Origin of the sequence: Mycobacteroides immunogenum (assembly GCF_001605725.1) — a bacterium.
GTDB lineage: Bacteria > Actinomycetota > Actinomycetes > Mycobacteriales > Mycobacteriaceae > Mycobacterium > Mycobacterium immunogenum.
Genome location: NZ_CP011530.1, coordinates 2,019,502 through 2,040,726, shown reverse-complemented (window position 1 = coordinate 2,040,726; position 21,225 = coordinate 2,019,502). Strand labels below are relative to the sequence as shown.

General features: G+C 64.1%; 24 protein-coding genes and 1 tRNA gene. 15 read left to right on the top strand and 10 right to left on the bottom strand.

The genetic code is table 11. The features are described from left to right. Positions 1-8: 8 nt before the first annotated feature. Entirely contained in the window at positions 9-1,079 is a 1,071-nt protein-coding gene (locus ABG82_RS10180; protein ID WP_043079890.1) for a DUF2235 domain-containing protein, read from the top strand. Here ABG82_RS10180 and ABG82_RS10175 read toward each other — a convergent pair. From ABG82_RS10175 to ABG82_RS10165, 3 genes are all read right to left on the bottom strand, one after another. Then, positions 1,057-1,653 carry an LpqN/LpqT family lipoprotein gene (locus ABG82_RS10175; RefSeq protein WP_043079923.1) on the bottom strand — a complete coding sequence of 199 codons (597 nt, stop codon included), beginning with the start codon at positions 1,651-1,653 and terminating at the stop codon, positions 1,057-1,059. The genes ABG82_RS10180 and ABG82_RS10175 overlap by 23 nt on opposite strands. A gap of 123 nt (positions 1,654-1,776) precedes the next feature. Continuing rightward, positions 1,777-3,054, bottom strand: coding sequence for a hypothetical protein (locus tag ABG82_RS10170; RefSeq protein ID WP_043079889.1), 1,278 nt, complete (start codon positions 3,052-3,054; stop codon positions 1,777-1,779). After that, the gene (locus ABG82_RS10165) at positions 3,054-3,794 is read right to left on the bottom strand and encodes an MspA family porin (RefSeq protein ID WP_043079888.1); all 741 of its coding nucleotides are present in this window, start codon (positions 3,792-3,794) and stop codon (positions 3,054-3,056) included. Before ABG82_RS10165 ends, ABG82_RS10170 begins: the two co-directional genes overlap by 1 nt. Positions 3,795-4,333: 539 nt before the next feature. Between ABG82_RS10165 and ABG82_RS10160 the strand changes: the two genes are divergently transcribed. Beyond that, a complete protein-coding gene (locus ABG82_RS10160) occupies positions 4,334-4,720 on the top strand; it encodes a DUF6319 family protein (protein WP_234708107.1) in 387 nt (128 codons plus the stop codon). A 351-nt stretch (positions 4,721-5,071) separates the two neighbouring features. Continuing rightward, entirely contained in the window at positions 5,072-5,593 is a 522-nt protein-coding gene (locus tag ABG82_RS28245; RefSeq protein WP_054429077.1) for a hypothetical protein, read from the top strand. Positions 5,594-5,628: 35 nt separating this feature from the next. Here ABG82_RS28245 and ABG82_RS10150 read toward each other — a convergent pair. From ABG82_RS10150 to ABG82_RS10135, 4 genes are all read right to left on the bottom strand, one after another. Next, positions 5,629-5,703: transfer RNA gene (locus tag ABG82_RS10150), tRNA-Val, on the bottom strand. Between the two features lie 31 nt (positions 5,704-5,734). Then, positions 5,735-6,196 (bottom strand): peroxiredoxin, encoded by a 462-nt coding sequence (locus ABG82_RS10145; protein WP_043080038.1) that lies wholly within the window; start codon positions 6,194-6,196, stop codon positions 5,735-5,737. Then, positions 6,196-6,621 carry a DUF3052 domain-containing protein gene (locus tag ABG82_RS10140; protein ID WP_043080039.1) on the bottom strand — a complete coding sequence of 142 codons (426 nt, stop codon included), beginning with the start codon at positions 6,619-6,621 and terminating at the stop codon, positions 6,196-6,198. Before ABG82_RS10140 ends, ABG82_RS10145 begins: the two co-directional genes overlap by 1 nt. A gap of 91 nt (positions 6,622-6,712) precedes the next feature. Next, positions 6,713-7,270: a hypothetical protein gene (locus ABG82_RS10135; RefSeq protein WP_043080040.1), complete on the bottom strand. Its 558-nt coding sequence runs from the start codon at positions 7,268-7,270 to the stop codon at positions 6,713-6,715. Between the two features lie 151 nt (positions 7,271-7,421). On the opposite strand from ABG82_RS10135, the gene aceE reads away from it, so the two are divergent. The 9 genes from aceE (at position 7,422) to ABG82_RS10090 (ending at position 17,440) form a co-directional block, all read left to right on the top strand. After that, entirely contained in the window at positions 7,422-10,211 is a 2,790-nt protein-coding gene (gene aceE, locus ABG82_RS10130) for a pyruvate dehydrogenase (acetyl-transferring), homodimeric type (protein WP_043080041.1), read from the top strand. Positions 10,212-10,357: 146 nt separating this feature from the next. After that, on the top strand, positions 10,358-10,798 hold the full coding sequence (locus ABG82_RS10125) for a DM13 domain-containing protein (protein ID WP_043080042.1): 441 nt from the start codon (positions 10,358-10,360) through the stop codon (positions 10,796-10,798). After that, on the top strand, positions 10,795-11,277 hold the full coding sequence (locus tag ABG82_RS10120) for a MauE/DoxX family redox-associated membrane protein (RefSeq protein ID WP_043080043.1): 483 nt from the start codon (positions 10,795-10,797) through the stop codon (positions 11,275-11,277). The genes ABG82_RS10125 and ABG82_RS10120 overlap by 4 nt, the downstream gene beginning before the upstream one ends. After that, positions 11,267-11,896 carry a TetR/AcrR family transcriptional regulator gene (locus tag ABG82_RS10115; RefSeq protein WP_043080044.1) on the top strand — a complete coding sequence of 210 codons (630 nt, stop codon included), beginning with the start codon at positions 11,267-11,269 and terminating at the stop codon, positions 11,894-11,896. Before ABG82_RS10120 ends, ABG82_RS10115 begins: the two co-directional genes overlap by 11 nt. Before the next feature lie 48 nt (positions 11,897-11,944). Next, positions 11,945-13,225 carry a PucR family transcriptional regulator gene (locus ABG82_RS10110; protein WP_043080045.1) on the top strand — a complete coding sequence of 427 codons (1,281 nt, stop codon included), beginning with the start codon at positions 11,945-11,947 and terminating at the stop codon, positions 13,223-13,225. 159 nt (positions 13,226-13,384) lie between these two features. After that, positions 13,385-14,305, top strand: coding sequence for an ACP S-malonyltransferase (locus tag ABG82_RS10105; protein WP_078343482.1), 921 nt, complete (start codon positions 13,385-13,387; stop codon positions 14,303-14,305). A gap of 124 nt (positions 14,306-14,429) precedes the next feature. After that, positions 14,430-14,729: a meromycolate extension acyl carrier protein AcpM gene (gene acpM / locus ABG82_RS10100; protein ID WP_030095371.1), complete on the top strand. Its 300-nt coding sequence runs from the start codon at positions 14,430-14,432 to the stop codon at positions 14,727-14,729. 5 nt (positions 14,730-14,734) lie between these two features. Further along, positions 14,735-15,988 (top strand): 3-oxoacyl-ACP synthase KasA, encoded by a 1,254-nt coding sequence (kasA, locus tag ABG82_RS10095; RefSeq protein ID WP_043080046.1) that lies wholly within the window; start codon positions 14,735-14,737, stop codon positions 15,986-15,988. A gap of 30 nt (positions 15,989-16,018) precedes the next feature. After that, positions 16,019-17,440: an acyl-CoA carboxylase subunit beta gene (locus ABG82_RS10090; protein WP_043080047.1), complete on the top strand. Its 1,422-nt coding sequence runs from the start codon at positions 16,019-16,021 to the stop codon at positions 17,438-17,440. Between the two features lie 27 nt (positions 17,441-17,467). Here ABG82_RS10090 and ABG82_RS10085 read toward each other — a convergent pair whose 3' ends face one another. Further along, positions 17,468-17,758, bottom strand: a complete 291-nt coding sequence (locus tag ABG82_RS10085; RefSeq protein WP_043080048.1) for a hypothetical protein — start codon at positions 17,756-17,758, stop codon at positions 17,468-17,470. 185 nt (positions 17,759-17,943) lie between these two features. Here ABG82_RS10085 and ABG82_RS10080 point away from each other — a divergent pair, with 185 nt between their 5' ends. The 3 genes from ABG82_RS10080 (at position 17,944) to ABG82_RS10070 (ending at position 19,669) form a co-directional block, all read left to right on the top strand. Continuing rightward, the gene (locus ABG82_RS10080; RefSeq protein ID WP_054173184.1) at positions 17,944-18,186 is read left to right on the top strand and encodes a CsbD family protein; all 243 of its coding nucleotides are present in this window, start codon (positions 17,944-17,946) and stop codon (positions 18,184-18,186) included. Positions 18,187-18,386: 200 nt separating this feature from the next. Further along, entirely contained in the window at positions 18,387-19,223 is an 837-nt protein-coding gene (locus ABG82_RS10075) for an alpha/beta fold hydrolase (protein WP_043080050.1), read from the top strand. 59 nt (positions 19,224-19,282) lie between these two features. Beyond that, the gene (locus tag ABG82_RS10070) at positions 19,283-19,669 is read left to right on the top strand and encodes a DoxX family protein (RefSeq protein WP_043080051.1); all 387 of its coding nucleotides are present in this window, start codon (positions 19,283-19,285) and stop codon (positions 19,667-19,669) included. A gap of 7 nt (positions 19,670-19,676) precedes the next feature. Here ABG82_RS10070 and ABG82_RS10065 read toward each other — a convergent pair whose 3' ends face one another. Further along, positions 19,677-20,210: a DUF3145 domain-containing protein gene (locus tag ABG82_RS10065; protein ID WP_043080052.1), complete on the bottom strand. Its 534-nt coding sequence runs from the start codon at positions 20,208-20,210 to the stop codon at positions 19,677-19,679. A gap of 182 nt (positions 20,211-20,392) precedes the next feature. Next, complete coding sequence (locus ABG82_RS10060; protein ID WP_043080053.1) at positions 20,393-21,211, bottom strand: serine hydrolase domain-containing protein; 819 nt, start codon at positions 21,209-21,211, stop codon at positions 20,393-20,395. Positions 21,212-21,225 lie beyond the last annotated feature (14 nt).

Here is a 21,225-nt window from a genome sequence, read left to right as displayed (position 1 = left end):
GAACGGCGATGGCCAAGAACATCGTCATCTGCTTCGACGGCACCGGTAATCAGATCGGGGCTTCGGGAAACACGAACGTGGTCCGCGGCTACGACATGGTGGTCCACGATCTGACCGACCGTCAGATCTCGTATTACGACCCCGGTGTTGGCACCGATCCCGTCGTCGGTACCTACACACCGGGGGGCCAGTTCGTTGCGCGCGTTCTGGGTATCGCATTCGGCATTGGCTTGCGCGCTAAACTCGCTCAGGCCTACACGTATCTGATCGACAGGTGGGAGCCCGGCGACCGTATCTTCATCTTCGGATTCAGCCGAGGCGCATTCTGCGCGAGAGGGCTTGCGGGACTACTCAACTCGGTCGGAATGCTGCGCCCTGGTTCGCAAAACCTCGTCCCCTATGCGGTGAGTCTGTACGCACAGTCGTGCGCAACTTGGTCTGCCGAGCGATGGGACCAGCTGCACTCGTTCTCACGCACCGTGGCACGCCGCGAGGACGGCAAGTTTTCCATTCCCGTCGCCTACCTCGGCCTCTGGGACACAGTCAGCGCACCCGGAATCTTCAAGCGGAGCATGCAATGGCCTTATGCACCAAGTGTTCCCAACGCCCTGGCGGGGCGACATGCGGTAGCTATCGATGAAAAACGCCGACCCTACCGCGAGTACCTCATCAAGTTCTTGGGCGATCAACGACTGGTCGACGAGGCGTGGTTCGCGGGCATTCACTCCGACATTGGCGGCGATTACGCCGACGACGACAGACTCTCCGATATCGCACTCAAATGGGTGATCGACGGCGCGGCCCAACAGGGGTTACTGCTCAATACCGAGAAATACCAACGGTATTGCTCCGTTACGCCTGCCTATGCGGAGGGCAGGATTCACCGAGTCAGCTGGCTCTGGGCGCTGTTGCTATTTCGTCGCCGCCGCATTCCCGACGGCGCGTGGATCCACGCTAGCGTCGCCGATCGGATGGCCGACGATAGCAGCTACCGGCCAGCCCTACCGGAGCACACCACCGTGATTGATGCCCAATGGGCTACTCACGCAGGTGATATCAGGGCGCAGCAGGCGGACTGACCTGCAGTCCTGCCAGAATCGTTTCCCGCGCGCTGTCAAAGCCACGGACAGTGTCGTCCAAAGCCTGAACCGATACCCCGACGGTAAACATCTTGGTGTTGTTCTTGACCGCCACAATCGTGGTCGTGACCCGGTGGGCAGGGATGTTACCGAGTCCCATGTTGTAGGTCAGAGTCTTAGAGGGGTAGCCGCAGATGGTGCCCTGCGCCTCAATCAGATCGGTAACACCGAAGGACTCCAGCCCAGCTCGCTCCGTGGCGAATGCAGCATCCTCGGTCGACGCCTTGCCTGACAGGTTTGCGATGGCCACCGTGGCATTCGGGACAAAACCGTTGGCCTGCAGATCGGGTGCGGCGAGATAGACCCGCACCACGCCGCTCTCGAACCGGTTGATGCGTTCCCAGCCGGAAGGCTGCGGAACCTCGACCCTTGGCTCGGAGTCGTTGTCCAACGGCACCTCCAGCAGCGGCACCGTTACCGAGCTGCACTTCGGATTGGTAAGTCGCTTGCCCTCCTCGCCGGGAGTGGCAACCGCGTCACCGTCGATGACGGCCGTGCAGCCCGACGCCAGCAGCGTCGTAGCGCACACCGCAGCTAGCGTCCAGCGAGATGCTCGAATCACCAGCTCAGACTAAGGCAATGAACGCGCGCAAACAGTGAACCGGCACCATGGATGTCTGCAACTCGCCCCGCTCAATCAGCTACTGCAATAGCGGTTGTTGTTCGAGGGCAAGAATTTGGTGTTTGTCCCCGGCCCCACGGGCTGACACAGTCCCCCGCCCAGCAGGTTCTCCTTGGACCAAGCCGCATGTCCGTTGGCGACGTTCAGGCATGCCTCGTAGTCGGGTCCGGTCTGCCCAAAAATGGCGGTGCACTGGGCCGACATGTTGGCGAATGCCTGGTTCTTGCATACGTCCGCCGACATCTGCGCCGGCGTGACATCTAGGCACATCGCCTGCCGCTGGCATGAACTCAAGAAGTCGGCCGTCCGGCCGTCCTCCGAGCGGAATTCATTGGGGCCCGACAAGCAGTGATCAGCATGCCGTTGTGCGTACAGCACCGGATCAACATTCGCGGGCCGATGCGTGCCACCCGGATCGACAACGTAATCCCCTGGTGCACCAATGATTTGGGCAGCCTTCCTTGCCTCCGGCGGACCTCCGCCCTCGGGTAGACCTTCCCAGTCGCTGGCCAGCTGTCCGCTCGCCGGAATGGAGGAAGCACGGTACGAGAGCGTGATCGTCACCGGGAAGGCGAAGATGTCCGCGGGTCCAAGGTCCAGCGCAAGGTTGGACTGCTGATACATGTAGTCGCCGTGGATAACCGGAGTCACCTGTACCGGATTGCCCTTGGCGTCCCGCGCGACGGGCACAGACAAGGTTGCGATCGTGGTGGCGGGCAGACCTGGCGCCGCGTCGGATTCGACCAACACCACATTGCTGCCCTGACGTACATGAGTCCCCTCGGGAACCCGTAGACCAAACGTGAAGTTCTCCGGCGTGAAGATCGTGCGGCGAATGACGTTCACATCGACACCGCCACCGGCGAACGGCGAGATCCGGTAATCGGTGTCGCGAGAAGTAAAGGTGGCCGATCCGCCATCGCCCCACTGCGCCGGCGTCAAGTCCCGCTCCTGCGGCAGATGCAGGACAACATCTTTGCCTGCGATGGCCGTCGGTAGATGCGTGCCGTCGGTGGCCGACGGCGAGATGGTGGCGTTGGAGCGTTCGCGACCCGCTGCCAACGGCCGACCGGTACCCGGTCCCAGACCCAACGGGGTGTTGGTCTTGACCTGCGCCCCGCCTATCGGGGATATACGTGGGAGATCATCCGGCTGCGCCACCGGATACGGAATCGGCTTCGGCGGGGGCGGCTGCACAGGATCTGCGAAAACCCTTGGTACAGAGCCCATTATGATTGCAGAAACGAATACCAGCGCGGCCAATAACGCTGCGCTACGAGTGCGGGCGGTCATCAGAGGTCCTTGGGCTCGCCGTAGATGGTCTGGGTGTCGTTGCCGTTCTCGGTGCGGATCCGGAAGGTCGCAAAAGACTGGATCTTCACCTGCCCACCGCATCCGTCGGCCTCGACGTTCTGGTTACGCACCTGCGAAACCGCGCGCATGTTCCGGAAATTGATCCGGTCCATCGGCAACTGGGCCAAGCCGCCCGGCTTGAGCAACACACGCATGTAACCGCCGATATGCTCCTGCGCTCCGAGTGATCCACCGGCCGACGCGCCACCAAAACCGCCACCCTGACCACCACCGCCCCCCGAGCCACCTTGACCACCGCCGTATCCGCCGGCATAACCCTGGCCAAACACCTGCTGGGACAACGTCAAACCCAGGTCGCCGCCCAACTCCACCCCAGACGACGAGTCGGTGCGACAACCCACGAAGTACCCGGTCTCCAGCTGCGCATCCTGAATGACAGCCGAGCCCGAACCCGTAATCGTGGCCTCGGCCCGGTACGACACCCGCGCCTGCCAGGAGTTGCTCGCGCCCGCAATGTTGTCGATGTGATCAATGACCTCATTCGTCAGCGTCAACCCAACCGTCCAGCCATCATCGGTCACAAACTGCTGATACTGATCCGGCATCCCCTGCGGATCAGCAACCGCGCCCGCGGCCCCCATCAAGATCCCCGCCGCAACTGTTGATGATGTTGCGATTGCAGCGATGCAGCTTCGACGTGCCATGCATGGCAACTTCATGAAACCGAACCCCTCCGTGTCTCGTCCTGGCCATACCGACCGGACCCCCGTTCGCTTGCCTACCGCGTAGACAATGCCACTGAATGCTTTTTCCTGCATAAATGCTTCATATGGCAATGTCGGAGAATCTAAGGCCGAGATCTTCTCTTGTCAACACAGAGACCGTTTCGTCACCACGCGTGTCGCATGGTCGCGAACTTTTACAAGATTCCTGTGAGCCCTGAAGAGGGATGCAGCCATCGCAGTAGGAAACATTTGCAATAGCATCCACATGGACATAGACAGCCAGAACGGACATGCCGCCCAGGCGCCAGGCCGTACCCCGATGCCAGATCCGCGAAGACAGAGGCGTGATCGCCGAGCCTGCGAGCCCAACGAAGGTCGCGCGCTCCCGGAAAGATTGCTGGAAAGCAATGCCGAGACGTTTGCCAGCCGTGCACGGCCCCCAACATGGCGGCGAACGATGATCGCGATCGCGTCGAACGTGTGTTCTAATGACAGTCGCCGCCCGCATTGCGAGAACCGAGAAGGAGTTCCCCGTGACGACGACCCTAGACACCCCAGTAGTCGAGACATTGCCCTCAGAGACCGCGACTTTCGACGCGCCGACTTCGACGACTCCCATCGAGGAGAAGCCGAAGAAGGCCAGCGGCAAGCGGACCAAGACTCTGCAGCTGACTCTCACTGTCACCGGAACCGCAGATGGCGAATGGCACGCCGAACTCAAACAGGGCAGCTCCTACCTGGCCCGTAATCTCGCGGTCGCGGCAGCAGCGGTCTCGCGCGCGGCCAAAGAGCTACACGAAGACCTCGCCACTCCCATCGATGCGGTAATCGAGGAAGCACGATCCCAGCAGGCGGCCAAAGTCGCCGCACTCGAAGCCGAGCTTGAGGCCGCACGCAAGGCCCTCGCCGAACTGGATTGAGCGCCGCCGGCGAACCCACCGCCCGTGCATCGGAATTTTCAACAAGAAGGTTGATCAAAAACCGATAGCGGCAGCGCTTACCTGCGTATTCTCCCCTGATCTAACACTCCCGAAGCAAAGGGGGGTGACGACCATGGCCGCCATCATCGCAGTCGCTGTCTGGTTGGTACTAGCCGCGCTCACGGTCAATGTGTGGCGCAGAAATCGAGGCCATCCTCCGCCACCCGAAGACACCTGGTGGTGAGTCGACCTGCACTTCAGCCGCGCTTCTCCCGAGGCGGGTCCGTTTATGGTTGGCACGGGGAGTGAAATCGGCCTGGAAAGTACTCTTGTCACACACAGGGGGTTGCGATGACCGAGGGTAGATTTGTTCCATTCGTCCCATCCGAAGGGATTCGTGGATGGGCTAAGAAGCGTGGCGCCCGATGGATAACCCAGCAATGTGCCGGCGCGTTGACAGTCGGATTACTGGCGGTCGCGGCTGCCGCTACGAGTGACTTGGCCTTCAAAATTCTTGTCAGTTGTGCTTACGCGACAATGATCATCGACAGCCTGTGCCTGTACGAACCTGGGCACGGGCGGACACAGGCTCAGCGCGCACGGGAGCGTATGGAAGCCGATGGCGGGTGGAGCGAATGGATGATCGCCTTCTGGTCTGACATGCACTACTCGATCAAGTCCAACCACGCGAATTTTGTTCTGTGGCTGACAATCCAGACCATTTTGTTCCTTCCATTGGCACTTATGCCACAGGTAAGTACTCCAATATTCTTTGTCGCCATCATCATCCGGGAGCTGTTGGCTCGCATGGGGCCCTTCACAGCGGTGACCGCCGAGTATCGAGAATTCCAAGAGCGCGGCTACGCGAGTTAGGCGGTCGAGACGGCGCGCATCTGACCTGCACTTCTTGGTGGGCGCGGAGGGTTTCGAACCCCCGACCGCTGGTGTGTAAAACCAGAGCTCTACCACTGAGCTACACGCCCGGTCCACGTCGTCACCAACGTGGGAATCAGCTCACGAATGTAGCGCGGCCAGCGCCTGTACCCAACCCGCCTGGTCACGGGCCTGTCCGGGGTCCAGCATTTCGGCGAATCGGATGATTCCGTCGGCATCGACGACGAAAGTTCCGCGGTTCGGGTACCCGGCCTTCTCGTTGAGCACCCCGTACGCCTCCGCCACGGCCCCGTGCGGCCAGAAGTCGGACAGGATCGGGAAGGTGAAGCCGCTGTAGCTCGACCAGATCTTGTGGATCGGTCCGGCGCTCACCGACAGCGCGATGATCTGCACGTCGTCGTTCTCGAAGTCGCCGATGTGGTCGCGCACATGGTCCAACTCGCCCTGGCAGACGCCGGTGAACGCGAGCGGGAAGAACACCAGCAGCACGGCCTTCTTGCCCCGGAAATCGCTCAGGCTGACGGGCTGGTTGTTCTGGTTACGCAGGGTGAATTCGGGCGCGACAGCGCCAACAGGCAGCATTAGCGCCGTCCTCCACGCGAAGTCTTGGGCTGCACGAGCCGAGTCGCGCTCCAGTCCCCCAGGTTCAGTGACGATGTCTGCACCAGACCCGCCGTCGGCGCCGATTCGGCGATCTCGGAGGGCTGCACATGGCCTGACTTGCCGGTCTTGGGCGTCAATACCCAGATCACGCCGTCTTCAGCCAGTGGTGTGATGGCATCCATCAACGCGTCCACCAGGTCGCCGTCGTCATCTCGCCACCACAACAGGACCACATCGACCACGTCGTCGGAGTCCTCGTCAAGAAGCTCCGAACCGCACGTGTCCTCGATATCAGCCCGGATGTCGTCATCCGTGTCCTCATCCCAGCCCAGCTCCTGCACAAGCTGATCACGCTGGATGCCCAACTTGCGGGCATAGTTCGAGGCGTCAGCCGCCGCGACCACCGTTCGGCCCCTCCTTATTCACAGGTGCGTGCTTGCACACTTGGGATGAATGCTCACATCGTCGCATGCCGATGGCAATCCTCGTCAGGCACTATCGGCCTTTTGTCTGTAGAAGTGGCTCGCAGATCTTTCCGGCGCGATCCCGCGCGTCGTTGAAGGTCCGCACCACCGAGTTGAGAGTGCTGCTGCTCAGCCGATTGTCGAACGCACCGGCCAGTTTTCGAGATTGGTCTACGTATTGGGTCAGCGCATCGCGCAACTCATCCGTCTGAGCCTTCGCCTTCACGGAGTCGATTTGCCCGGCGCTGGTGTTCAGCGCGTTGATCACCGGACCCACCTTGGCCTCCGCGCTCGACCCGTAGCCGCCCTCGTCGTTCATCACGGAGATCAGGTCGTTACCTGCAGAAACAGCCGCGTTCGAGGTCATCGCGAACGTCTCACACGCATCTGCCTGGGCCTGCGCGCGCGAGGTCTCCTGCCGCTTGGACTCCTCGGAGCGTGATGCCTCGACCGACTGCGAGACGTAGGCGCGGTACTCCGATACCGACTCGCTGGGCGCCGATGCCTGCCCTCCGGTGGTCACGGTGCAGCCAGCCACGACCGCGGCACCGATGGCCGCCAACGCGATCAACAGCGCCGCCATACGCATGTAACGACGGTACCCGCTGCGTGGCCCCGCAGGCCGGTAGACCGCATGTTGAGAGACCAGACTCGCTAGTAGCAAGTGACTTGGGGCACGATGGGGATACCGATCTGATTGTGACTGAGATCTGCACCCCCACCCTTAAGGAGCAGAAAAGTTGACCACGGAGTTCGCTCGCCAGGATCTGGCCGGAAAATCAAGCGTGCCAAACCAATCCGAACGTGTCCGGGTGATCCGCGAAGGCGTCGCGTCGTATCTACCGGATATCGATCCCGACGAGACGGGCGAATGGCTGGAATCATTCGACGGCCTGCTCGCACGCTCGGGTCCGGCACGGGCCCGGTATCTGATGCTGCGGCTGCTTGAGCGGGCCAACGCCGGCCGCGTGGCCATCCCCGCGCTGACGTCCACCGATTACGTCAACACCATCCCCACCGAGAACGAACCATGGTTCCCCGGCGACGAGGACACCGAGCGCCGGTTCCGCGCCTGGATCCGCTGGAACGCCGCGATCATGGTGCACCGCGCGCAGCGGCCAGGCGTCGGTGTAGGCGGGCACATTTCGACCTATGCCTCCTCGGCGGCGCTCTACGAGGTCGGGTTCAACCACTTCTTCCGCGGTAACGCCCACCCGGGCGGCGGCGACCAGATATTCATCCAGGGCCACGCCTCCCCCGGCATCTACGCCCGCGCCTTCCTCGAGGGCCGGCTCACCACCGACCAGCTCGACGGGTTCCGCCAGGAGAAGAGCCACCCCGGCGGCGGCCTGCCCTCCTATCCGCACCCGCGGTTGATGCCCGATTTCTGGCAGTTCCCAACGGTTTCCATGGGCCTCGGGCCGATGAACGCCATCATGCAGGCGCGGTTCAACCACTACTTGCGCGACCGCGGCATCAAGGACACCTCCGATCAGCGGGTATGGGCATTCCTCGGCGACGGCGAGATGGACGAGCCCGAATCGCGCGGCCTGGCGCATATCGCCGCGACCGAGGGCCTGGACAACCTGACTTTCGTCATCAACTGCAACCTGCAGCGCCTCGACGGCCCGGTGCGCGGCAACGGCAAGATCATCCAGGAACTGGAGTCCTTCTTCCGGGGCGCGGGCTGGAACGTCATCAAGGTGGTGTGGGGCCGCGAATGGGACGCCCTGCTGCACGCCGACCGCGACGGCGCGCTGGTGAACCTGATGAACACCACCGCTGACGGCGACTACCAGACCTACAAGGCCAATGACGGCGCCTATGTGCGCGAGCACTTCTTCGGGCGTGATCCACGCACCAAGGAATTGGTGAAAGACCTTACCGACGATCAGGTTTGGAACCTCAAGCGCGGCGGCCACGACTACCGCAAGGTGTACGCCGCCTACCGCGCGGCCACCGAGCACAAGGGGCAGCCCACGGTCATCCTGGCCAAGACCATCAAGGGCTACACGCTGGGCAAGCATTTCGAGGGCCGCAACGCCACTCACCAGATGAAGAAGCTGACGCTGGATGACCTGAAGGACTTCCGCGACAAGCAGCGCATCCCGATCTCGGACGCGCAGCTCGAAGAGAACCCCTATCTGCCGCCGTACTACCACCCCGGCCCCGAGGCACCGGAAATCCGCTACATGCTGGACCGGCGCCGTGCCCTGGGCGGATTCGTGCCGTCGCGGCGCAACAAGTCGCGGCCGCTGACGCTGCCGGGCTCGGAGATCTACGACACGGTGAAGAAGGGCTCGGGCAAGCAAGAGGTCGCCACCACCATGGCGTTGGTGCGCACCTTCAAGGAACTGTTGCGCGACAAGAACATCGGCGGCCGCATCGTTCCGATCATCCCGGACGAGGCCCGCACCTTCGGCATGGACTCGTGGTTCCCGTCGCTGAAGATCTACAACCGCAATGGCCAGCTGTACACCTCGGTGGACGCCGAATTGATGTTGGCGTACAAGGAAAGTGCGCAGGGCCAGATCCTGCATGAGGGCATCAACGAGGCCGGATCCACCGCCTCGTTCACCGCGGTGGGCACGGCGTACTCGACCCACGACGAGCCGATGATCCCGCTGTTCATCTTCTATTCGATGTTCGGGTTCCAGCGCACCGGTGACGGTCTGTGGGCCGCGGCCGATCAGATGGCCCGCGGCTTCGTCCTGGGCGCGACGGCAGGGCGCACCACCCTGACCGGCGAGGGCCTGCAGCACGCCGACGGCCACTCGCTACTGCTGGCAAGCACCAACCCGGCTGTGGTGGCTTACGATCCGGCGTTCGGGTACGAGATCGCCCACATCGTCGAGCACGGGCTGCAGCGCATGTACGGCGAGAACAGCGAGAACGTGTACTTCTACATCACGCTGTACAACGAGCCGTACGTTCACCCGGCCGAACCGGAGAACGTGGACGCCGAGGGCATTCTGCGCGGTATCTACAAGCTCCGCGCGGCCCCCGAGGCGCGCAAGCATCAGGCCCACATCCTGTCCTCTGGCGTGTCGGTGCCCGAAGCGTTGCGGGCAGCGGACTTGCTGGCTGAGCAGTGGGACGTGGCCGCCGACGTGTGGTCCGTGACGTCGTGGGGCGAGCTCAACCGCGACGGCCTGGCGATCGACCACCAGGCGCTGCGCCACCCGGACCGCCCCAAGGGCGTGCCATACGTGACCAAGGCACTGGAGGGCGCACAGGGCCCGAAGGTGGCGGTGTCGGACTGGATGCACGCGGTGCCCGAGCAGATCCGGCCCTGGGTCCCAGGGACCTACCGGACACTGGGCACCGACGGGTTCGGTTTCTCCGATACCCGCCCCGCGGCGCGCCGGTTCTTCAACACCGATGCCGAGTCCGTCGTCGTCGCGGTGCTTGAGGCACTGGCCGACGATGGTGCCGTCGACCGTGAGCTCGCGGTCAAGGCCGCCGCCCAGTACAAGATCGATGACGTGTCGGCGGCCGACGTCTCCTATAAGGACACCGGCAGCGCCTAGCTCTCCCCCGCGCGAGCATGCTCGAATGTGCGGATTTCGAACCGATTTCCGCACATTTGGGCATGCTCGCGCTTTTTTGTCGACATCAATTGTACTAATCAGTACAGTCGAGGGCGTTCGCTCACATCCCCCGGAAGGAATCCACCATGCGGTTCACAGTTCTCACTGGCACAGCACTTCTGGGCATCGGGTTGACCGTTGCCGCCTGTAATGCGCCCGCCCCCGACTCCTCGCCCAGCACCCAATCTCCGCAGCCGGCCATGACGTCCCAGGCCATGGCCGGCAAGACGCGTACCGGCTCGTTCAACGGCATCGACGGTAAGCACGTCGCCGGCACCGCCACCGTTGCCAACGGGCAGCTCACGTTGACCGGGTTTTCTTCCGACAAAGGCCCGGACCTGCACATCTACCTGACGAAGGGTGCCGACCAGAACGCCGTGAGCACCGGTAAGGAGCTCGGCATGGTCGCCTCCGACAAAGCCGATCAGACGTTCACGCTCAGCGACACGGACGCGTCGATGTACGACACGGTCATGATCAATTGCGACAAGGCCAAGGAGGCCTTCGGCGCGGCAGCGTTGATGTGAGAACTCACGCAGAATGGATCGCTCGTGCCGCGCCGATCACCCTCGGCGCGGCACGGGTGGTGCTGGGCGTGCTGTGGTTGCACGAGGGAATCTTTAAGTACAGCGCGCATTTCGGACGCGCGGACATTCTGCTCATCGCCCACAGCGCACAGACCAATACCCGTGTGCCGCAGTACTTCACCGTCTTCTCGGACAATGTGCTGCGCGCATGGCCGGGCCTTTTCGGCGTCGCGGTACCGCTGGTGGAGGTAGCGCTAGGAGCGGTCCTGGTGTTGGGACTGCTTCCCCAGCCGGCGGCCATCATCTCGCTGTTGACGCTGCTCACGTATTGGAGCTCTGACCAGCTGATCACCCAATATCCGGTGATGGCCGTGCTCTCGGCGATCATCATCGCTTTCCCGGCGCCGAGCGGCCACTACTCGATAGCGCGATTCAGGCACGCCAGGGCCGCCACTAATGTTGTCCGGGATGGTAGGTAAGTCGTCACCACCGAGTGCCACCAAGCTGCCCGCGACCGCACACGGCCGCCGTACCCGCGCGGCCATCATCGATGCGGCCGCGCAGATGATGTACCAAAAGGGCGTCGCGGCAACCAGTCTCGACGACATCCTGGCCGCCTCCAACACCGGCAAATCGCAGCTGTATCACTACTTCAAGGACAGGTCCGAATTGGTGAAGGCGGTCGTGGAGCGTCAGACCGAGCTGGTCTTGGCGGCACAACCCACGCTCACCCAGATCGACTCGATGGACGGTGTCGAGCAATGGGCCCAGGCGATCCTGGCCAACCACGAGGTGCCGGGAGGCCCGTTCGGATGCCCGTTGGGCAGCATTGCCGCCGAACTCAAGAACGATCCGGCGTATCAGCCGGCGCTGGCCGCGGCGTTCGGACAGTGGCAGTCGTTGCTTGCCGACGGGTTGATCCGGATGCAGGATCGCGGTCACCTCGACCGGCACGAAGATCCACAGCGGCTCGCCGCGGCGGTTCTCGCGACATTGCAGGGCGGCATGCTGATGGGACGGGCCACCATGGACATCACCGTCTTGCGAGACAGCCTCGAGATCGCCCTCGACAGCATTCGACGCGCACTGCGCGACTAGCTCAGTATTTGGCGGTTTCTCACTAGGAATCGCGGGTATCTTTTAGACATGCCCGACAATCCGGCCACCTCTCCCCGCGGGTTTCGTGCCGCGCGCAAGCCCCGGGAGCGCGCCGAGGTCCCCGAGGCGCTGCTGCACCGGATCAAGCAGTACTCCGGGCGCCTGTCCACCGAGGCCGTGCACGTCATGGAGGACCGGCTGCCGTTCTTCACCGACCTGGAGGCCTCGCAGCGCTCCAGCGTCGCGCTGGTGGTTCAAACCGCGATCAACAACTTCGTCGAGTGGATCCGCGACCCGGAGGGCACCGTCGGCTTCACCATGCAGGCCTTTGAGGTGGTGCCGCAGGATCTGGCCAAGCGCATCGCGCTGCGCCACTCCGTCGACATGGTCCGCACCGCGATGGAGTTCTTCGAAGAGGTGCTGCCCCTGCTCGCCCGCAATGACGAGCAACTGGTGACGCTGACCGAAGGCATCCTGCGTTACAGCCGCGACCTGGCCTTTGGCGCCGCCAGCGCCTACGCGGAGGCCGCCGAGACGCGGGGCGCCTGGGATTCGCGCCTGGAGGCGACGGTGGTCGACGCGGTGGTGCGCGGTGACACCGGACCGGACATGCTGTCGCGGGCGGCGGCCCTGAACTGGGACACCACCGCACCGGCGACCGTCATTGTGGGGACTCCCCGGCCGGAAGTCATCGCCACCGCAACAACGTTGGTGCACGAGGTGGCGCAGCGGCACGGCCGCGCGGCGCTGGCCGTCATCCAGGGCACCCGGCTGTTGACCATCGTGTCGGGGCCCATCACCGCGCACGACAAGTTCCTGGCCGACCTGATCAAGGTCTTCTCCGACGGCCCCGTCGTGGTGGGCCCTACCGCCCGAACCCTGGGTGCGTCGCACACCAGCGCGGTGGAGGCGCTCTCCGGCATGGACGCGGTCTCGGGATGGCGCGGCGCGCCGCGTCCCGTCTCGTCGCGCGAGCTGTTGCCCGAGCGGGCCCTGTTGGGCGACAAGGCCGCCATCGCGGCGCTCAACACCGAAGTGATGCGCCCGCTGGCCGACGCCGGCCCGGCGCTCACAGAAACACTCGACGCGTACTTAGATTCCGGCGGCGCCATCGAGGCGTGCGCGCGGGCACTGTTTGTTCACCCGAACACCGTCCGTTATCGACTCAAGCGAATCACCGATTTCACCGGAAGGGACCCAACGTCCCCGCGTGATGCCTATGTGTTGCGAGTCGCGGCAACCGTCGGGAGACTGGCTCAGGACCATGCCGACGCCTTCACTCCTGAACCAGGAGTAACACCCGTCACGATTAATGTAATCAAGACTTAGAAAGGCTACCGGCCGGTCACCTGCGAGGTCCCACATTTCGGGACGGTATAGATCGGGTCGCATTGGATGCCTTTTTGTAGGCATCCCACAAATACTTAAGACAAGATTCATTTTCTCTTACACGGCGCGAAGGGCCCTTCACAGTGTTCTCTTAAACACGTGATTGCGCTGCTCGCTCCCGGACAGGGATCCCAGACTCCCGGCATGCTGACATCGTGGCTCGAACTGCCCGGTGTCAAGGATCAGGTTGAGCAGTGGTCGAAGGCCAGCGGACTCGATCTGGTGCGCCTCGGAACCACCGCCACCGCCGAGGAGATCACCGATACCTCCATCACCCAGCCGCTGGTGGTCGCACTGACCCTGCTGGCCTATGACGAGCTGACCAAGCGCGGCCACCTCAACGAGAAGACCGCCAGCGGCGAAGTCATCGTCGCCGGCCACTCGGTGGGCGAGATCGCCGCCTACGCCATCGCCGGGGTCATCTCCGCCGACGACGCCATCGTCCTGGCCGCCACCCGTGGCGCCGAAATGGCCAAGGCGTGCGCACTGGACCCCACCGGTATGGCCGCCGTACTGGGTGGCGACGAGGCCGAGGTGCTTGAGCGCCTGGAAGCCCTCGAGCTGATCCCCGCCAACCGCAACGCCGTCGGGCAGATCGTCGCCGCCGGCCGCGTCACGTCCCTGGAGAAGCTGGCCGAGGATCCCCCGGCCAAGGCGCGCGTGCGCCAGCTGGCCACCGCCGGCGCCTTCCACACCCACTTCATGGCCCCCGCGCAGGAGGCCTACGCCGCCGCTGCCGCCGCGATCCTGCCGGCCGAGCCGATCACCACCCTGTTGTCCAACTTCGATGGCACCCCCGTCACCTCCGGTGTCGACGCCATGGACAAGCTGGTCAACCAGCTCACCTCCCCGGTGCGCTGGGATCTGTGCACCGAGTACTTCAAGACCGCAGATGTACAAGCCGTTGTCGAACTGCCGCCCTCGGGCGCGCTGGCCGGCATCGCCAAGCGTGAGATGCGCGGCGTCACAAACCACGCCCTCAAGACCGTCGAAGACTTAGACGCCCTGGCCGAGCTGTAAGCGGCCAACACCAAAAAGTAGTACCCCGGATGGGCGGGCAAAGCCGCCCTCTCGTCCAGTTCCACAAAACAGAGTTCACCCCAGGGCTGCATCCGCAGTCCATAACACCGAAGGGAGCCACCGAGTGGCCACCGCAGAAGAAAAAGATCGCATCGTCGCCGGTCTCGCCGAGATCATCGAAGAGGTCACCGGTATCGAGCCTTCCGAGGTCACCCTCGAGAAGTCGTTCGTTGACGACCTGGACATCGACTCGCTGTCGATGGTTGAGATCGCGGTCCAGACCGAGGACAAGTACGGCGTGAAGATCCCCGACGAGGATCTGGCGGGCCTGCGCACCGTTGGTGACGTCGTGAACTACATCGAGAAGCTTGAGCAGGAAAACCCCGAGGCCGCAGCCAACATCCGCGCGCAGCTGGAGGGCTAGGACCAGTGACAACCCCTTCCACTGCCAACGGTGGCTTCCCCAATGTCGTTGTGACGGCTCTCGCCGCAACGACCTCTATCGCGCCTGACATCGAGGGCACGTGGAAGGGATTGATCGCCGGGGAGAGCGGTATCGAGGTTCTCGAGGACGAATTCGTCGAGAAGTTCGGTCTGCCCGTGTGGATCGGTGGGCACCTCAAGGAGCCCATCGACAACCACATGACCCGGTTGGAACTTCGCCGGATGGCCTACGTGCAGCGGATGGCGCTGCACGTAGGCCGTCAGGTGTGGCAGAACGCCGGCACGCCCGATGACATCGACAAGGACCGCCTTGGCGTCGTCATCGGTACCGGGCTCGGCGGTGGCGAGCGCATCGTCGAAACCTACGACACCATGAATGAGCATGGCATTCGCAAGGTTTCGCCCCTCGCCGTCCAGATGTGCATGCCCAACGGTGCCGCCGCGGTGGTGGGCCTGGAGATTGGCGCCCGCGCGGGCGTCATCACGCCGGTGTCGGCGTGTTCCTCCGGCTCCGAGGCCATCGCGCACGCGTGGCGCCAGATCGTCATGGGCGATGCCGACATGATCGTCTGCGGTGGTGTCGAGGGCATGATCGAAGCCCTGCCGATCGCCGCGTTCTCCATGATGCGTGCCATGTCGACGCGAAATGATGAGCCGGAGAAGGCTTCTCGCCCGTTCGACAAGGACCGTGACGGATTCGTGTTCGGCGAGGCCGGTGCCCTGATGGTCATCGAGACCGAGGAGCACGCCAAGGCCCGTGGCGCACAGATCATCGGCCGGGTGATGGGTGCCGGTATCACCTCCGACGCGTACCACATGGTGGCTCCTGGCCCCGACGGCGTTCGCGCCGGTGCGGCCATGACCCGCGCCATTCAGACAGCAGGCTTGTCCCCCAAGGACATTGACCACATCAACGCCCACGGCACGGCCACCCCGATCGGCGATGTCGCCGAGGCCAACGCGATTCACGTCGCCGGTGTGCAGCATGCCGCGGTCTACGCGCCCAAGTCAGCACTCGGCCACTCCATCGGTGCCGTCGGCGCGTTGGAGTCCGTGCTTACTGTGCTGGCTCTGCGTGACGGTGTTATCCCCCCGACGCTCAATCTTGACAACCTTGATCCCGAAATCGACCTGGATGTCGTTGCGGGCGAGCCTCGTCACGGGGATTTTAAGTATGCGATCAACAACTCGTTTGGATTCGGCGGGCACAATGTCGCGCTTGCCTTCGGTAAGTACTGAAGTCAAGTATCCGATTTAGAGAGGCTCAAGATGACGATCCTGGCTCCCGAGGCCATCGACGAATCGCTCGATCCGCGCGATCCGCTCCTACGGCTCAACACCTTCTTCGACGACGGCAGCGTCGAGCTACTGCACGAGCGTGACCGCTCGGGTGTGCTGGCCGCCGCCGGCACGGTCAACGGAGTCAGGACCGTGGCCTTCTGCACCGACGGCACCGTGATGGGCGGTGCCATGGGCGTCGAGGGTTGCCGCCACATCGTCAACGCCTACGACACCGCCATCGAGGAGCAGAGCCCCATCGTGGGTATCTGGCACTCCGGCGGTGCCCGTCTGGCCGAAGGGGTTTCGGCCCTGCACGCGGTCGGGCTGGTCTTCGAGGCCATGATCCGCGCCTCGGGTTACATCCCGCAGATCTCGGTCGTCGTCGGATTCGCCGCCGGCGGTGCCGCATACGGCCCGGCGCTGACCGACGTCATCATCATGGCGCCCGAGAGCCGCGTATTCGTCACCGGACCCGATGTGGTCCGCAGCGTCACCGGCGAGGACGTCGACATGGCCACCCTGGGTGGCCCCGAAGCCCACCACAAGAAGTCCGGTGTGTGCCACATCGTCGCCGACGATGAGCTGGACGCCTACGCCCGTGGCCGCAAGCTGGTCGGGTTCTTCTGCCAGCAGGGCGTTTTCGACCGCAACCGGGCCGAGGCCGATCACACCGATCTGCGTGCGCTGCTCCCGGAGTCGGCCAAGCGCGCCTACGACGTGCACCCGATCGTCAACGCGCTGCTCGACGGGGACGACCCGTTCGAGGAATTCCAGGGCAAGTGGGCCCCCTCCATGGTCATCGGCCTGGGCCGCCTGGCCGGCCGCACCGTCGGCGTGCTGGCCAACAACCCGCTGCGCCTGGGCGGCTGCCTGAACTCCGAAAGCGCCGAGAAGGCAGCACGTTTCGTGCGCCTGTGCAACGCCTTCGGCATCCCGCTGATCGTGCTCGTGGACGTGCCCGGCTACCTGCCCGGCGTGGGCCAGGAATGGGGCGGCGTGGTGCGCCGTGGTGCCAAACTGCTGCACGCGTTCGGTGAGGCCACCGTTCCGCGCGTCACGCTGGTGACCCGCAAGATCTACGGCGGCGCCTACATCGCCATGAACTCGCGCTCACTGGGCGCCACCAAGGTGTTCGCCTGGCCGGACGCCGAGGTCGCCGTAATGGGCGCCAAGGCCGCGGTCGGCATCCTGCACAAGAAGCAGCTGGCCGCCGCCGCCCCCGAGGAGCGCGAGGCGCTGCACGAGGAGCTGGCCCTTGAGCACGAGCGCATCGCCGGCGGTGTGGATCGCGCCATCGAGATCGGCGTGGTGGACGAGGAAATCGAGCCCTCGCAGACCCGCGCGGTGTTGACCCGCGCCCTGGCCGAGGCACCCTCGCGCCGCGGCCGTCACAAGAACATCCCGCTGTAAGCACCTCCAGCGGCGGGCTCGCCTCGGTCAGAGTTGCTCGTGGGAGTTCTGCTGATTCGTGTTGTTGTCGACGCTCTTGTACCGCGTGAAGAACGCGACCGACGTGATGGCCGCGACGGTACCGATCACACCCCACAACACGATCGGGAAGATCAGCGACCCGAAAACAAAGCTGTAAGTGGCCGACAGGTAGAGCGACCAGAACACGCGATAGATGGACCAGAACGCGACCAATCCCGAGCCGATGCCGAAGTACAGGCTCTGCTGACGGTCGATGCGATCAACGTGCTGCTGGATGGCTGCGGGCACAATCTTCATGTCCGTGATTTCCCTTCTTGAGTGCCGCCCCGATGGCGTCATCTGCATGCAAGTACAGAACGCCGTCGGCGCTACCGATCCCAAAAATCCCCGCGATTGCAGTGGTTGTGCCGAATCGACGCCTCCCCTGAGATGAAGTTCGGCAGAAGCCGCACAGTGGATCAGGGACCGAGAAGGGATAAGCAATGAGCGTCGAGAATAATGTCGCGAACAAGGCCGAAGAAGTGGTCGGCCAGGCCAAGGAAGCGGCGGGCGCAGCCCTCGGCGACGAGAATCTGCAGGCCGAGGGGCAGGCAGATCAGGCGGCTTCAAAGCTCAAGCAGGGCCTGGATGACGTTGCCGAGAAGGTGAAGCACACCGTCGAGGACGCGGCCGAGAAGGTCAAAGAGGCAGTGGAGTCCGTCAAGGAAAAGATCACCGGAGACTGACCGGCATGCTTCCTCACTGGCCCAACCGATGTCGGCGCGTGGCGCTTCGGGCCGCGCACTAGCTGGGCGGCCCGAAGCAGCCACGCTCTCCCCCCGCAAAGAAATGCGCACGCCACCAACGGAAACCGCTACGGTTTGACTATGTCCGAATCCGACATCGGCGACTTTGGCCGTCACAAGAACATCCCGTGGTAGACCGCATGGAGACACCGGGCAACACGGTTACCGTCGACGGACACCGGCTGGCATATCGCCAGTTCGGTTCCGGGGATCGCGTTGTGGTGCTATCCCACGCCTTCCTCACCTCGCACTACCTGGAACACGCGTGGGCCAAGGAGTTGGCCGCGCGCGGCTTCCGGGTGATCTGCCTGGATCTGTTGGGCACCACCGCCGATGAGCGCCCGCTGGAACCCGACCGGTACAACTCGCAGGCCTTGGGCCGGCAGGTCATCGGCGCCCTGGATGCCCTGGGCATCGAGCGCGCGGTGCTCGGCGGCACCTCGGTCGGCGCAAACATCTCCATCGAGGCCACGGCGCTGGCCCCCGAGCGTGTGGCGGGCCTGCTGCTGGAGGGGCCCTTCCTGGAGCACGGCATCGGCGCCGCCGGATATCTGTGGTCGGCAGGGCTCACCATCTTCACCCTCGGCCGTCCGCTGGTCTGGCTGGCCGGTGCGGTGGCCCGATCGTTCCCCGAGACCGAACAGCCCACGCTGGGCTTGATCCGCGCCTTCCTGACCGCGCCGCCGTCGCGATCGGCGGCATTCATGCGGGGCATGCTGGTGGGCCGGATGGCGCCGCCCCGCGCGGTGCGCCGTTCGGTGAATGTGCCGACCATGATTCTCTCGCTAACGGCGGACCCACTGCATCCAGCGGCCGACGCACACAGTCTGGCTGTCGATATCGTTGGTGCGCAGGTAGTTTCGGCAGGGACCCTGGCCACCCTGCGGTTCTGGCCGCGACGCGTCACGCCCGCGATCGTGAGCTTCCTGGTGGAGACGTTCGGTATCGACGTCACCGCGCGGCAAGCAGACGCCTAGCTATCCCCGTACTGTTACAGTGACGCTTCATTCACATAATTGACAAGGGAGTCTGGGGAATGGCACTTCGGCGTAAGAAGGCACTCAAGTTGCTTGTCGACGGTCAGCCGGCCGCGACGCTCGTGACGACAAAGGTCGGCCCGAGTCTTTTTGAGCGGCTTACGGTCCTCATCGCGAACCTGATCCGCCTCGGATTCCGGGCAGGCGGCGCGGGCCTGGCAGCGACGGGTGTCGCGCATTTCGTCGCACCCCAACCGTTCGAGTCCATCTCCAAGGTCGCCTTCCCGGAGGACACTCGCCGCTGGGTGTACCAAAACGGCTTCACCGAGCTGTTGCTCGGACTGGCGCTGGCGTTCCGGCGTACCCGCATCGTGGGCAGCCTCGGCGGCCTCGCCTACGTCGCGTTCCTCGTCAGCCGTGTGATCGGTAACGCCAACAAGAGCTGACGGGTTCTTAGCCGACTCCGCGCAGCCAGGTCACCTCGGCGCCGTCACCGCCGCTGCGGTACGGCTCCAGCGCGTCATCCCATGCGCTGCCGAGCATGTTGTCGAGCTCGGAGGTGATGCTGCCGGGGTCCGATTCCATCAGCCCGCGCAGACGCATCTCGCTGACCATGATGTCGCCGTTGGCGCTTGTCGCCCCGCTCCACATGCCCAGCTGTGGGACGTGGCTGAACCGCTGACCGTCCACGCCCTCGCTGGCATCCTCGGTGACCTCGAAACGCAGCACCGGCCATGAGCGCAGGGCGTTGGCCAGGCGTGCGCCGGTACCGACCGGGCCGACCCAGTTGGTGACGGCGCGCAGCTGTCCCGGCATGGCCGGTTGGGCCTGCCAGCGCAGCTTGAGCGTCTCCAGGCCACGGGCCGAAGGAGCCGACGTCAGCGTTGACGTTAAAGCCCACTCGACATGCGGGCATACCGCAGCCGGTGAGGCATGGATGTACACCACGCCGGTTGTCGAGTCGGCGAACTGAGGCGACGCGTGCATTCGTAGTGCTCCTTTGTCTTCGACGAGGACGTCTTCCCCAACGACTCGCGAAGCTTCCAGAGCGTGTTACCGAATTACATCAATGTGCCTTGTGACACCATTGTGCCCTGTGGTGCGCGTGTTGCGCCAGTCCTAGGGACGAATTTGAGGTAACGGCTTCCTGAGAGTTTGAGACCTGTTTCTCAGCCGAATTCGGCCAGCACGGCGTCCGATAGCTGCGGCCACACCTGGTTGGCCCAGCCGTCGAAGGGCCTATCGGTCAGCACAACGAGCGCCAGGTCAACGGCCGGATCCACCCAGATGAAGGTGCCGGCCTGACCAAAGTGGCCGTAGGTGGCAGGCGAGTTCTCGGCACCCGTCCAGTGCGGCAACTTGCTTCCTTTGATCTCGAAGCCCAGACCCCAGTCATTGGGACGCTGCACCCCGTACCCGGGTAGCACCCCATCCAGCCCGGGAAAGACGACGTGCGTCGCGCGCTCATGCGTCTCGGCGCTGACGATGCGCGGGCGCAGCAGGTCACCGGCGAAGGCCACCAGGTCCACGACTGTGGACCTGCCCCCGTACCCGGCCGTGTCGGCTCCCCCGGGCAGGGTGGTGCCGGTCATGCCCAGCGGTTCGAGCACCGCCTCGCGCAGGTATGTACCGAACTCGATGGTGGCACCCGCCTCGATCGTGTGCGCAAGAACAGCGAACCCGTAGTTGGAGTAGATCCGCCGGGCACCCGGCTTGGCCATCACGGCCTCGGAAAGCAGCGACAGACCCGACGCATGCGCCAGCAGGTGCTCGACGGTAGAGCCCGGGGGCCCCGCCGGAGTCGCGAGGTCGATGGCGCCTTCCTCCAACGCCACCTGTGCGGCGCGGGCAACGAGCGGCTTGGTCACCGACGCGAGGGCGAATTGCTGCGCCACAGGGCCTATTTGGGCCCTAATGCCCTCGGGTGACACCACTGCGGCAGCGACGGTGGATACCGGCCAGTCGGCGACGAGGTCGAGAGCACCCATGGTTGGGACTGTAG